Origin of the sequence: Bacillus sp. B1-WWTP-T-0.5-Post-4 (assembly GCF_009183795.1) — a bacterium.
GTDB classification, from domain to species: domain Bacteria; phylum Bacillota; class Bacilli; order Bacillales; family Bacillaceae_G; genus Bacillus_A; species Bacillus_A cereus.
Window position 1 is genome coordinate 25,591 of record NZ_WEIJ01000008.1, and the last position, 13,308, is coordinate 38,898.

The following is a 13,308-nucleotide window of genomic DNA, read 5'->3' on the forward strand; positions in this document are numbered from 1 at the left end:
GAGTTTCATATTCAAATAAATTTATTCAATTCGTAGAGAAGATTCTCCTGTTTAAAAATATGAGGAAGAAGAATTTTAAATAACCTTGAAAGTTACTATTTTCTCATGAATTTTCATCTGAAAATTTTAATAAAGGAATAATTAATATTTTTCTAAAAAATGTATTGACTCTTATTATTCTGAGTTCTATAATGAGAATTAATTAAACGACAATTAAATCGATACATTCTTATCCAGAGAGGTGGAGGGACTGGCCCTACGATACCTCAGCAACGGGTTTTTTTAATACCGTGCTAACTCCAGCAAGCCATATAAAGGCTTGGAAGATGAGAAGATGTGAACGAGTACATATAAGTGCTCTCCTTCTTATCTTTATGGTTGATAAGAAGGAGAGCACTTTTTATTTTACCTCGAAAGCTCTACTTCAAGTTTTTACAGCATATAGGAGGGGAAAAAATGATTTCTTTTAACAATGTAAGTAAAGTGTATGAATCAGCTGGGCAATCTGTTCATGCGGTAGAGGATGTAACATTATCAGTTGAGAAAGGCGAAATTTTTGGCATTATCGGTTTTAGTGGCGCTGGAAAGAGTACGTTATTACGCCTAGTAAATATGTTAGAGAGACCGACGGCAGGAACGATTTCAATAGATGATAAAGATATTACATCATTATCGACGAAAGAATTACGTAAACTAAGACAAAGAATCGGAATGATCTTTCAAAGTTTTAATTTATTTAATTCAAGAACAGTATTTGGAAATATTGCTTATCCATTAAAGTTAGCGAAAGTACCAAAGAATGAGATAAAAGAAAGAGTAAATGAACTGCTGAAGTTTGTAGGGTTAGAAGATAAAGCAAACTATTACCCAGAGCAGCTATCAGGTGGACAAAAGCAGCGTGTGGGCATTGCTAGAGCACTTGCGACATCGCCAGATATTCTTATATGTGATGAGGCAACATCAGCCTTAGATCCAGAAACGACGACAGAAATTCTAAACTTATTAAAGAAAGTAAATCGAGAATACAATTTAACAATTCTTCTTATTACACATGAAATGCATGTTGTGAAAGAAATTTGTCACCGTGTAGCTGTAATGGAGAAGGGAAAAGTTATTGAAGAAGGAAAACTGTTCGATGTTTTCACACAACCAAAAACAAAGACGACTCAAAACTTTGTACGCTCTGTTATTAATGATCATTTACCAGAAAGTGTTCTAGCGAAAATTCAAAATGGTGGTCAAATTTATCGTCTAACATTTACTGGTGAGGAGACAGGACAGCCGGTACTATCATATATCGCAAAAAACTATAACGTCGATGTAAATGTACTGTACGGAAATATTATTGAACTTCAAAATGTGCTATTTGGAAATCTTCTTGTAGAGTTGCAAGGGGAGCAGAGGGAAATTCAAAAAGCATTACAACATCTAAGACTGCAAGTGCAGCTGAAGGAGGTAGAAGCTCATGCGAGTTGATTGGAGTATATTTTGGCCGCGCATACTAGATGCGACGGGGGATACCCTCTTAATGGTAATTGTAACCCTTATATTCGCTACAATTCTTGGTATACCTCTAGGTTTACTTTTATATGTAACGAGAAAAGGAAACTTTTTAGAAAATAAATGGGTCTTTTCTATTCTTAACATCATAATTAATACAATTCGTCCGGTACCATTCATTATCTTTTTAGTAGCCTTAAGTCCACTAACAAGAAGTGTTATCGGAACGACGATTGGAACAGCAGCGGCAATTTTCCCGATGACGTTAGTCGCATCAATTGGTATTGCTAGAATGGTTGAAACAAACCTTGTTTCCGTTCCGAAAGGAGTAATTGAGGCAGCACAAGCAATGGGCGCCTCGCCAATTAGAATCGTTTTTGAAATCCTTGTACCAGAAGCGTTAGCGCCATTAATCTTAGGTGTCACATTTATGACAGTTGGTTTAATTGAATTTTCTGCAGTTGCTGGGCTTGTCGGTGGTGGCGGTCTTGGTGATTTAGCAATGACATATGGTTATCAACGTTTTGATACATCAGTTATGTTCGTAACGGTCGTGTTACTTATTATTCTCGTACAGATAGCTCAAAATTTAGGGAATTACTTTGCGAAAGTCTTGTTACGCAGATCATAAAAAGGAAGAGAGGAAAAGAAAATGAAGAAAATTTTAGCATTTGCATTATCAGCGATTGTAGGGATTTCGGCGTTAAGTGGCTGCTCGGATGCTGGAGCAAAAGAGAAAACAGTTCGCATTGGTGTAACTGGAACGGATGGAAACGCTTGGGAAATTGTAAAGGGAAAAGCTGAAAAAGAAGGGATTAAAGTTAAACTGATTGAGTTCTCTGATTACACAACGCCAAATAAAGCGTTAGCTGATGGAGATATTGAACTAAACTCATTCCAGCATATTGCGTTCTTAGAGCAATTTAAAAAGGAACATAAGTTAGATATTACAGCTGTTGGTACAACACAAATTGCACCAATGGGTTTATACTCTGAAAAATATAAGAAATCAAATGAAATCCCAGATGGTTCAGAAATTGCAATTCCAAACGATCCAACGAACCAAGCACGTGCATTAAAACTTCTTGATGCAGCTGGATTATTAAAGCTGAAAAAGGATTTTGGTCTATTTGGAGATCCAAGTGGTATTGCTGAAAATCCGAAGAAATTAAAAATTACACCGGTTATCGCACAGCAAACACCTCGTGTGTTAAAAGATGTAGCGGCATCAGTTATTAATAACGGTGTTGCTGGTCAAGCTGGATTAGATCCAGCGAAGGATCCTATTTTCTTAGAAGATCCAAAGAATGAAAATGCGAAGCCTTATATTAATATTTTCGCAGCTCGTACGAAAGATAAAGATGATCCAACACTGAAAAAAGTAATTGAATTATACCATTCAAAAGAAGTAACAGATGCAATTAAGAAAGAAACAAATGATGGTTCAATTTCAGTAGATCTTTCACTTGAGGAGCTTGAAAAAATCGTAAAATAATGATTGGGTTTAACGGGCTAGCAGAAGGAACCCCTCCGCTGTTAGTTCGTTCAACATATAATCTGCTTAACAAACAAACCCTAATTCTGTACCTTCCAATTCTGTATAACGTAGAATCCAATGTTTGTTAAGTAGAGTAATGGACCAGGAGTTTTCCTGGTCTTTTTTTATGAATGAAAATAGCTAGCGAACAGTAAGGTGATCCAAATTATAATGGGATAAGAAAATAAGCTGAAAAGGATTGTAATTACGAATTGCTTTTGATGAATTAAGTGTTTTTTTGATAAAAAAAAGAAAATAGAAAAGAGAGTAATGAAAAATGCTGATATGACGCCGGGGTTATAGGAGCGATAAATGAAAAACAAAATAATATGTTGAACAGAGTTAAAGAAGATAGCCCCTTGTATAAAAATAATCCAGCATATAGAAGACAAGAAGTTAAGTTGATATAGAAAGACGATAAGTAATACAAAGATTGTTAATACGGAAATGGCAATGAAAAATTGTTGGCTAGTTATAAGACGGATTGAAAATTGATTAGCAAGATATTGTGGCATTTGGAAAGCTTCTTCAAGGTTATGAATGAAAAATAATAAGGGAATGATCCAGAGTATAGTAGTGGAATGCTTTTTCATCAACTTACATCACTCCAATAAAGTATAGAAAGCCTAAAAAAGGCCCTCTATACAGAGATAGTTATTCAATTATGATATTTTTTAAATTAACTTCATGATGATCTCGTTCTTTCGGATAAGCAGCTAGCTCCTCTTGCAAAATATTTAATATTTGCTTAGCTGATTGCTGGATTGGATTAGGTAGCTCTTCTAATATATGCATCCCGACTTTTACTTTTGTACGAATTACCCTTCGTAGTAGTTCCTCATGCATGCACTACACCTCCAAACCGAATGTTTAGTATATCTTCTTCAAATTTTGCCCCTTGAATAGAAAGGTGTGTTAATGTTTTTGGTAACGTGATGTTCCGTTTAACAGAACCCGCTCGAATAATAAGTTCATCACCTTTTTGATTTAAGGAAAGTTCACTTTTGTTTGAGAAGGGAATGGACAGAACGAAAATATATTCATCGCCATCCTTTTTTACATATTGAGTGCGCCCGTTAAATTTCACTTCTGTAGGGGAATGATCAGTTTTAAATAAAGAATCTCCTACACGTTCTAACATAGACAAACCAACAACTTCTTGTTCAAACATTGGAGCTTCGTAAATAGGAAGGGGTTGAAAACTATCTTGAATTAATGTTTTATATTTCTTCTGTGTATCTTTCCATGCCTGAAAATAAGGATCGGTGACAGTGTTAGGGATGACGCGATTAATCATAATGGCATCTACGTTATAATCGTATAAATTTAAATAAGTAAAGCTACGCTGAGCTTCTTTAATGACCATTTTTTCAGGATTTACAACGATGCGGATACTTGTTACTTCTCGGTTTGATAAAATATCTCTCATTTCTCCGAGCTGTTCAAGTGTATTTGTTAATTCGTCCATAATATCATCGGTTGGAAGAGGGACACCAAGGAGTGGTTGAGCTACAGGACGAACGACTTTTAAAACTTTTCTTTTAATAGGAAACAATTTTTCCATCCACCAGCCGAGCATGTCTGGAAAGCTTAGCATTGCTAATGTTTCTCCTGTTGGAGCACAATCAATAATAATAACATCATATGTGTTTTGTTTATAATAATCGAGTACGCGAAGTAAGCTAATTAAATCTTCCATACCAGGAAACATCGTTAATTCTTCTGTTGTAATATCATCGGCTGCTTTGGAAGTGAAGAGTAGTGTAATATATTTCTGTAATTTTCCCCATCCTTTTTCCATCTCATAAATCGTATTAATTTCTTGTGCCCACAAATTTTCATGAATTTCTAATGGCTCAGAAGATAGCTTTATACCAAATGAATCTCCTAAACTATGAGCGGGATCTGTACTCATGACTAAAGTTTTTAATCCTTGTTTTGCGCTTTGAATTGCTGTTGCTGCTGAAATGCTAGTTTTTCCTACGCCGCCTTTACCTGTATACAAAATAATTCTCATCATTCATATCTCCTTTGTTTCGAATATCGAATATTACGAGTGTCGAAGTAAATGATTGAATAAAAACCCAGATAGGGTTTTATTCAATCGGAATGTTTTTCATTTTAGGTGTAGAAACTTTTTCTTCTGTTTTTTGCTGTGACGTAGCAATGTGATTCATAATCTTTTGGAAGATTTGTAGTAAGAATGCTTTTTCTTCTTCTGACAATGCTTCTGTCAATAAGCTAAAGTAGTGGGCTGCATTTTGTTTTACTTCTTGAACGAGCATTACGCCGTTTTCTGTTAACCGAATTAATACAATACGTCGGTCGTTTTCATCACGGTAGCGCTCAATATATCCCTTTTTTACAAGGCGATTTACAACGCCCGTCGTTGTACTCATCGGTATATCAAGAAGGTCAGCAATTTTCGTCATTGTAATATCTGTATTTCGTTCCATCCAAAGTAAACAAAATACTTCTGTTTTAGAAAGTGTTAAATCTAGGCTTACCCATTCTTCAGGATAGAAAAGTTTCTTGGCGTTATCTAGCAGTAAGTCTAAAAAATGTTCATATTGCAACAATTAATTCCACTCCCGTATATTTCGAGGTTCGTAATATTTATTTTTATTTTATGTAGAATAGAAAAAATTGTCAATGATTTTAATTATTTTTTCAGATTAGACAGAAAACTTTCTTTAAAATAGTATTCTTTTATGATAGATTTATAAATATAAAACTAGAATTTACATAAAAATCCATCATGGTAAATATACTTATCTATAATGGGTATACAGCTAACGAGGGGGAGAACGATGAGAAGACGTAATACGCAAGCGTTCACATTTTTAGCATGGACTTCATTTGTTTGTGCGCTTTCAGGTATGCTAATTGGGATTTATACGTTAGATGAAACGCTTAGTGTAAAAGGATACTATTTAATTGGAACATTATTTTTAACGATGTCTTGTTTTGTATTACAAAAAACAATTCGTGATAATGAAGAAGATAACGAGAGATTTCCAAAAAATAAACCGTTAGATAAAGAGTAAATTGTAAAGAAAGGCATTTGCCTTTCTTTTTTTATGTAAAAATGGCGTAAGTACTCTGTGTTGACTTGCTTGAAGTACTGAAAATTTGGTATCATCAATAGTATTGTAGATTGAACGATATATTATGGAGGTGGCCTAGCCGTGTCAAGAATTTCCGTTGAGAATGTAAAGCACGTAGCACATTTAGCACGTCTTGCAATTACTGATCAAGAAGCAGAAAAATTTCAAAAACAACTAGATGCAATTGTTACATTTGCAGAACAGTTAAATGAATTAGATACAACAGATGTAAAACCAACAACTCATGTATTAACTATGAAAAATGTTATGCGTGAAGATGTACCAGAAAAAGGTTTACCAGTTGAAGAAGTATTAAAAAATGCACCGGATCACAAAGATAATCAAATCCGTGTTCCAGCAGTATTAGAATAGAGGAGGGGAATTTCGATGTCATTATTTGATCATTCAGTATCAGAGTTACATAAGAAGTTAAACAACAAAGAAATTTCCGTTACGGATTTAGTAGAAGAATCTTACAAACGTATTGCGGATGTTGAAGATAACGTAAAAGCCTTTCTTACATTAGATGAAGAAAATGCACGCGCAAAAGCGAAAGAATTAGATGCAAAAATCGGCGCTGAAGATAATGGTTTATTATTCGGTATGCCAATTGGTGTAAAAGATAACATTGTAACTAACGGTCTTCGTACAACTTGTGCAAGCAAAATATTAGCAAACTTCGATCCAATTTATGATGCGACAGTTGTGCAAAAGCTAAAAGCTGCTGACACAATTACAATCGGTAAATTAAACATGGACGAGTTCGCAATGGGTTCTTCAAATGAAAACTCAGGATTCTACGCTACGAAAAACCCATGGAACTTAGATTACGTTCCAGGCGGATCTAGTGGTGGTTCTGCAGCAGCTGTAGCAGCAGGAGAAGTACTATTCTCTCTAGGTTCTGATACGGGTGGTTCTATCCGTCAGCCAGCTGCATATTGCGGTGTGGTAGGTTTAAAACCAACTTACGGACGCGTATCTCGTTACGGATTAGTAGCATTCGCATCTTCACTTGACCAAATCGGACCGATTACACGTACAGTAGAAGACAATGCATACTTATTACAAGCTATTTCAGGTATTGACCGCATGGATGCAACTTCTGCAAACGTTGAAGTTGGAAACTATTTAGCTGGTTTAACAGGCGATGTTAAAGGTTTACGCATTGCTGTACCGAAAGAATACTTAGGCGAAGGTGTTGGCGAAGAAGCTCGTGAGTCAGTACTAGCTGCTTTAAAAGTATTAGAAGGTATGGGCGCAACTTGGGAGGAAGTATCTCTTCCACACTCTAAATACGCTCTAGCAACGTATTACTTACTATCTTCTTCTGAAGCATCTGCTAACCTTTCACGCTTTGATGGCGTGCGTTACGGTGTTCGTTCTGATAATGTAAATAACTTATTAGATCTTTACAAAAACACACGTAGTGAAGGTTTCGGTGATGAAGTTAAACGTCGTATTATGCTTGGTACATTTGCTCTTAGCTCTGGTTACTATGATGCATATTACAAAAAAGCACAACAAGTACGTACATTAATTAAGAACGACTTTGAAAATGTATTTGCTAACTATGATGTTATTATTGGACCAACAACACCAACTCCGGCATTTAAAGTGGGAGAAAAAGTTGACGATCCAATGACAATGTATGCAAATGACATTTTAACAATCCCAGTAAACTTAGCGGGTGTTCCAGCGATTTCAGTTCCATGTGGATTCGGTGCTAACAACATGCCACTTGGTCTACAAATCATTGGTAAACACTTCGATGAAGCGACAATTTACCGCGTTGCACATGCGTTTGAGCAAGCAACAGACTATCATACAAAAAAAGCAAGTCTGTAAGGAGGCGAGCATAGATGAATTTAGAAACAATTATTGGTTTAGAGGTTCACGTTGAGTTAAAAACAAATTCGAAAATTTTCTCTGCGAGTCCAACAGAATTCGGAGCGGAGCCAAATACACAAACAAGTGTAATTGACTTAGGATACCCAGGGGTACTTCCTACTTTAAATAAAGAAGCAGTTAACTTTGCAATGAAAGCTGCAATGGCATTAAACTGTGAAATCGCAACGGAAACGAAGTTTGACCGTAAAAACTATTTCTATCCAGATAACCCGAAAGCTTACCAAATCTCTCAATTTGATAAGCCAATTGGTGAAAATGGTTGGATTGAAATCGAAGTAGACGGTAAAAAGAAACGTATTGGTATTACACGTCTTCATTTAGAAGAAGATGCTGGTAAATCAACGCATACAGCTGATGGTTCATTAGTAGACTACAACCGTCAAGGTATGCCTTTAATCGAGATCGTATCTGAGCCAGATATGCGTAAGCCAGAAGAAGCATATGCATACTTAGAGAAGTTAAAATCAATCATTCAATACACTGGTGTATCTGATTGTAAGATGGAAGAAGGTTCCTTACGTTGTGATGCGAACATTTCTCTTCGTCCAGTTGGACAAGAGAAGTTCGGTACAAAAGCGGAACTGAAAAACTTAAACTCATTCACTTACGTACAAAAAGGTCTTGAGCACGAGCAAGTGCGCCAAGAAAAAGAACTGTTATCTGGTGGTATCATCCAACAAGAAACACGTCGTTATGATGAAGCAACGAAGAAAACAATCTTAATGCGTGTGAAAGAAGGATCTGACGATTACCGTTACTTCCCGGAGCCAGACTTAGTTGAACTTTACATTGATGATGAGTGGAAAGAAGCAGTTCGAGCTTCTATTCCAGAACTTCCAGATGCACGTAAAGCTCGCTACGTTGCAGAACTAGGCTTACCAGCTTATGATGCACACGTGTTAACATTAACGAAAGAGATGTCTGATTTCTTTGAAGCAACTGTTGCAGACGGTGCTGATGCGAAATTAACATCGAACTGGTTAATGGGTGAAGTACTTGCATACTTAAACAAACAACAAAAAGAATTAAAAGACGTTGCATTAACGCCTGCTGGTTTATCTAAAATGGTTCAATTAATTGAAAAAGGTACAATTTCTTCTAAAATCGCGAAGAAAGTATTTAATGAATTAATTGAAAAAGGTGGAGACCCAGAAGAAATCGTTAAAGCGAAAGGTCTTGTTCAAATTTCTGACGAGGGTACACTTCGTAAAGTTGTAACAGAAATTCTTGATAATAATGAGCAATCTATCGAAGACTTTAAAAACGGTAAAGACCGTGCAATTGGCTTCTTAGTTGGTCAAATTATGAAAGCTACAAAAGGACAAGCAAATCCACCGCTTGTTAACAAAATCTTACTTGAAGAGATTAATAAGCGATAATAGTAATGACTTTTAAAGATTAAGCAGAAAAACACCCGTACATGGGTGTTTTTCTAGGTTAATCAAACGTTTGTTTAAATGAGACAAAATCGTTTAAACAAACGTTTGATTAACTGTCAAAAGTGGAAAAATGTTTGTATAGCAACTATGGTATGATAGTTGCAAAAAGGTGGGAATAATGATAAATCTAAACATAGAGGTTTTTTTCATCTCATGAAATAATAGATAGTTATTATTCGTTATATGTAAATTTTTATGGAAGAATGGATAGAAATAAAGTGAAACTTTAATCAGTGGGAGGTTCATCCAAAGCTGATTATTAGCCCTCACCAATCGGGCATTTACTGCCCGCAAATAGCGGGATAAATTTTGGAGTCAAATAAAAAACCATTGAAATGAATATTTACTTTTGATGGACTACACGAATCGGGTTCTTACTGCCTGTTTGAGCGGGATAAAAGAAGGATAGCAAGATGAGAGGAGGTAGGCATGGGAATACTGAATAGAAGTTCAGTATGTTCTTTTTCGATACATAAAGAAATTTCCTGTGCTAATAAATGATGAAGCGAGCAAGAATTATTTATAATCCTACTTCTGGGCGTGAGCTATTTAAGAAGAGCTTACCAGAAGTATTACAAAAATTAGAACAAGCTGGCTATGAGACATCTTGTCATGCGACAACGGGTCCTGGAGACGCTACTGTGGCGGCGAGGCAAGCTGCGGATCGTAAGTTTGATGTTGTTATTGCGGCTGGTGGCGACGGTACATTAAATGAAGTAGTAAACGGTTTAGTTGGGCATGAATTCCGTCCGAAATTTGGAATTATTCCAGTTGGAACGACAAATGACTTTGCACGTGCAATTGGTGTACCTCGTTCTATTGAAGAGGCAGCAGATATTATTTGCGAAGGAAAAACAGTGCCATTAGACCTTGGTAGAGCGAACGATACATATTTTATTAACATCGCTGGTGGCGGTCGTATTACAGAATTAACATACGAAGTACCGAGTAAGTTAAAGACAGTATTAGGGCAGCTTGCTTATTACCTAAAAGGTATCGAGATGTTACCATCATTGCATCCGACATATGTTGAAATTGAGTATGATGGAAAGTTACTACAAGAAGAAATTACGATGTTTTTAATTACGAATACTCGTTCAGTAGGTGGATTTGAAAAGGTAGCACCGTATGCATCTATTAACGATGGGTTATTTGACCTATTAGTACTGAAAAAAGGTTCTATCGCTGATTTAATTAAAGCAGCAACACAAGCACAACGTGGTGAACATATTAATAATCCAAAAGTGTTATATACACAAGCGAACCGAATTAAAGTACATTCACCAGATAAACTAATGATTAATTTAGATGGTGAGTATGGTGGAGATGCACCGATGGAATTCGAAAATATATATCATTGTTTAGAACTATTTGTTCCTGAACATCAAGAGGATGCCCTGTAAAGGCATCCTTTTTTACTTTGTTAAAATGAATTGTAAATTGGGAGTTAGTTTGATTTTTATGGTATTTTTACAATTCTTTTATTTTACATCCATACTTTATTGATACACTGGAAGAGATAAGAAATGAGAGGTAGGGTGCTATGGAGAAGGTAAAGGCGATATTATTTGATAAAGATGGGACATTAATGGATTTTCATTCAATATGGATAAAAGTAGCTGAAGAACTTGTAGCTGAATGTATAAGTTTATATCATTTACCAAGTACAATGCGGCAGACCTTATTAGAAGAGATTGGTGTAGAGGGAGCATTTGTTAATCCAAGGAGTGCAATAGCTGCTGGAACAAGCCTTGATGTAGCGAAGGGGCTTTGTAATTATATTGAGTCTGCTAGAGAAGAAGAGATGCATCAGTGGGTAAGTGAGAAGTTATTTTCCCTTATGTATGAGCATCGTTCGCATATGAAAATGACAGCAGACTTACCGAAAGTGTTACAGGCATTAAAAGATAAAGGATTTATATTAGGGGTTGTCACGGCGGATGATTTCGCACCAACAGAATTATTTTTAAAACAATATAAGTTGGAGAACTTTTTTGATTATATTATAGCCTCGGATACATTCCCTGCGCAAAAACCAGATAAAAAGATTATAGAAGTGTTTTGTGAGAAATTTAATTTAGAATCATGTGAGGTTGCGGTTGTTGGAGATACGCCAACTGATTTACATTTAGCTAAAAATGGCGATTGCTATGCAATTGGGGTGCTATCTGGTACAGGAGACCGTCCAACATTAGAACCACTTGCTGATTTAGTGTTAGATTCTGTTGGAGAGTTTATTTCTCAATCGGGTGAGTTTTTCTGGGAGAAAGAAAAGTCTAATGTGTAAGGAAAATAAGTCTATAAAGACTCTTAATGAGTCTTTATAGACTTATTTTTTATGCCTGGATACAAAGAATATAGGATAAATGCTAGAAAAGAAAGTTGGCATATATTTTGCAATAAAAAGAGAAAACAATGTAAAGAAAAGGATGGGGTACGCAATGAACACAAAAAAATTTGCTAAAGTAAATGAACAAATTCCAGGACCGAAAGCGGCATCTTTATTAGAACGCCGTCAAAATATAGTACCAAAAGGAGTAAGTAACGGCATCCCAACGTTTGTACAATCTGCCAATGGTGCTCTTGTAACAGATGTTGATGGCAATCAGTACATTGATTTTGCAGGAGCAATCGGGACAATTAACGTAGGGCATTGTCATCCAACGGTTAAAGAAGCGCTCCATAAACAAGTCGATCAATACATTCATACTGGATTTAACGTCATGATGTATGAGCCATATATTGAATTAGCAGAAAAGCTTGCGGCATTGGCACCAGGAAGTTTCGATAAGCAAGTCCTGTTTTTAAATAGTGGTGCAGAAGCAGTTGAGAACGCGGTGAAAATCGCTCGTAAATATACGAAGAGACCTGGTATTATCGCATTTTCTAAAGGTTTCCACGGGCGTACATTAATGACAATGACGATGACAAGTAAAGTGAAGCCATATAAATTTGGGTTTGGTCCCTTTGCTCCAGAAGTATATAAAGCGCCATTTCCATACGAATACCGTCGCCCAGAGGGATTAACGGAAGAGCAGTATGATGATTTTATTATTGAAGAGTTTAAGAACTTCTTCATATCGGAAGTAGCACCAGAAACAATTGCAGCTGTTGTAATGGAACCTGTTCAAGGGGAAGGTGGATTTATCGTCCCAAGTAAGAAATTTGTTCAAGAAGTACGCCGCATTTGTTCAGAGAACGGCATCTTATTTGTAGCGGATGAAATACAAACAGGCTTTAGTCGTACAGGAAAATATTTTGCAATTGATCACTATGATGTCGTTCCAGATTTAATTACAGTGTCTAAATCATTAGGTGCTGGTGTACCGATAAGTGGTGTCATTGGACGTAAAGAAATTATGAATGAGTCTGCACCAGGTGAACTTGGTGGAACGTATGCAGGAAGTCCATTAGGATGTGCGGCTGCATTAGCTGTTCTCGATGTAATAGAAAATGAGAAATTAAATGATAGAGCGATAGAATTAGGAAAAGTCGTAATGAACCGATTCGAAGAGATGAAAAATAAATATCATTGCATCGGTCATGTGCGTGGGTTAGGCGCAATGTGTGCATTTGAGGTCGTTCAAGATCGTAAGACGAAAGCACCTGACAAAACGTTAACGGCTAATCTATGTGCAGAAGCAAATAAGCGTGGGTTACTGTTATTATCAGCAGGGACATATGGAAATGTTATCCGTGTGTTAATGCCTTTAGTTATTACAGATGAGCAACTTGAAGAAGGTTTAACAATAATTGAAGAATCGTTGCAAGCTTGCTATGAGCAAACAAACATCGCTCGCGTTTAAAAACTGAAGTA

The 13,308-nt window shown here is 36.2% G+C and carries 14 protein-coding genes and 1 riboswitch; of the genes, 10 read left to right on the top strand and 4 right to left on the bottom strand.

Features of this window, described 5'->3' with window-relative positions:
* The first annotated feature begins 226 nt into the window (after window positions 1-226).
* Window positions 227-333, top strand: a riboswitch (SAM riboswitch).
* A 123-nt stretch (window positions 334-456) separates the two neighbouring features.
* The 3 genes from GBN91_RS21955 to GBN91_RS21965 are packed head-to-tail and all read left to right on the top strand — an operon-like array spanning window position 457 to window position 2,995.
* Window positions 457-1,476 (top strand): methionine ABC transporter ATP-binding protein, encoded by a 1,020-nt coding sequence (locus GBN91_RS21955; RefSeq protein WP_000622969.1) that lies wholly within the window; start codon window positions 457-459, stop codon window positions 1,474-1,476.
* Window positions 1,466-2,131, top strand: a complete 666-nt coding sequence (locus GBN91_RS21960; RefSeq protein ID WP_001261865.1) for a methionine ABC transporter permease — start codon at window positions 1,466-1,468, stop codon at window positions 2,129-2,131. The genes GBN91_RS21955 and GBN91_RS21960 overlap by 11 nt, the downstream gene beginning before the upstream one ends.
* Window positions 2,132-2,152: 21 nt before the next feature.
* A complete protein-coding gene (locus GBN91_RS21965) occupies window positions 2,153-2,995 on the top strand; it encodes a MetQ/NlpA family ABC transporter substrate-binding protein (protein ID WP_000721575.1) in 843 nt (280 codons plus the stop codon).
* A gap of 167 nt (window positions 2,996-3,162) precedes the next feature.
* On the opposite strand, the gene GBN91_RS21970 is transcribed toward GBN91_RS21965, so the two are convergent.
* The 4 genes from GBN91_RS21970 to GBN91_RS21985 form a co-directional block, all read right to left on the bottom strand.
* Entirely contained in the window at window positions 3,163-3,630 is a 468-nt protein-coding gene (locus GBN91_RS21970; protein ID WP_012593137.1) for an HXXEE domain-containing protein, read from the bottom strand.
* A gap of 61 nt (window positions 3,631-3,691) precedes the next feature.
* Window positions 3,692-3,883 carry a DUF3926 domain-containing protein gene (locus tag GBN91_RS21975; protein WP_000544106.1) on the bottom strand — a complete coding sequence of 64 codons (192 nt, stop codon included), beginning with the start codon at window positions 3,881-3,883 and terminating at the stop codon, window positions 3,692-3,694.
* Complete coding sequence (locus GBN91_RS21980) at window positions 3,876-5,057, bottom strand: ArsA family ATPase (RefSeq protein ID WP_193222125.1); 1,182 nt, start codon at window positions 5,055-5,057, stop codon at window positions 3,876-3,878. The genes GBN91_RS21975 and GBN91_RS21980 overlap by 8 nt, the downstream gene beginning before the upstream one ends.
* Before the next feature lie 76 nt (window positions 5,058-5,133).
* Window positions 5,134-5,616: a MarR family winged helix-turn-helix transcriptional regulator gene (locus GBN91_RS21985; RefSeq protein ID WP_152122332.1), complete on the bottom strand. Its 483-nt coding sequence runs from the start codon at window positions 5,614-5,616 to the stop codon at window positions 5,134-5,136.
* 231 nt (window positions 5,617-5,847) lie between these two features.
* Here GBN91_RS21985 and GBN91_RS21990 point away from each other — a divergent pair, with 231 nt between their 5' ends.
* The 7 genes from GBN91_RS21990 (at window position 5,848) to gabT (ending at window position 13,297) form a co-directional block, all read left to right on the top strand.
* The gene (locus tag GBN91_RS21990) at window positions 5,848-6,084 is read left to right on the top strand and encodes a YiaA/YiaB family inner membrane protein (RefSeq protein ID WP_001254393.1); all 237 of its coding nucleotides are present in this window, start codon (window positions 5,848-5,850) and stop codon (window positions 6,082-6,084) included.
* Between the two features lie 141 nt (window positions 6,085-6,225).
* Window positions 6,226-6,516, top strand: a complete 291-nt coding sequence (gene gatC / locus GBN91_RS21995) for an Asp-tRNA(Asn)/Glu-tRNA(Gln) amidotransferase subunit GatC (RefSeq protein ID WP_000086999.1) — start codon at window positions 6,226-6,228, stop codon at window positions 6,514-6,516.
* Between the two features lie 15 nt (window positions 6,517-6,531).
* Window positions 6,532-7,989 carry an Asp-tRNA(Asn)/Glu-tRNA(Gln) amidotransferase subunit GatA gene (gatA, locus tag GBN91_RS22000; protein WP_000051433.1) on the top strand — a complete coding sequence of 486 codons (1,458 nt, stop codon included), beginning with the start codon at window positions 6,532-6,534 and terminating at the stop codon, window positions 7,987-7,989.
* Between the two features lie 14 nt (window positions 7,990-8,003).
* Complete coding sequence (gatB, locus tag GBN91_RS22005) at window positions 8,004-9,431, top strand: Asp-tRNA(Asn)/Glu-tRNA(Gln) amidotransferase subunit GatB (protein ID WP_152122334.1); 1,428 nt, start codon at window positions 8,004-8,006, stop codon at window positions 9,429-9,431.
* A 557-nt stretch (window positions 9,432-9,988) separates the two neighbouring features.
* Window positions 9,989-10,894 (top strand): diacylglycerol kinase, encoded by a 906-nt coding sequence (locus GBN91_RS22010; protein ID WP_000977679.1) that lies wholly within the window; start codon window positions 9,989-9,991, stop codon window positions 10,892-10,894.
* 140 nt (window positions 10,895-11,034) lie between these two features.
* Window positions 11,035-11,778 (top strand): HAD family hydrolase, encoded by a 744-nt coding sequence (locus GBN91_RS22015; RefSeq protein WP_000416672.1) that lies wholly within the window; start codon window positions 11,035-11,037, stop codon window positions 11,776-11,778.
* A gap of 154 nt (window positions 11,779-11,932) precedes the next feature.
* Window positions 11,933-13,297 carry a 4-aminobutyrate--2-oxoglutarate transaminase gene (gabT, locus tag GBN91_RS22020; protein WP_193222126.1) on the top strand — a complete coding sequence of 455 codons (1,365 nt, stop codon included), beginning with the start codon at window positions 11,933-11,935 and terminating at the stop codon, window positions 13,295-13,297.
* The last annotated feature ends 11 nt before the right edge of the window (window positions 13,298-13,308 follow it).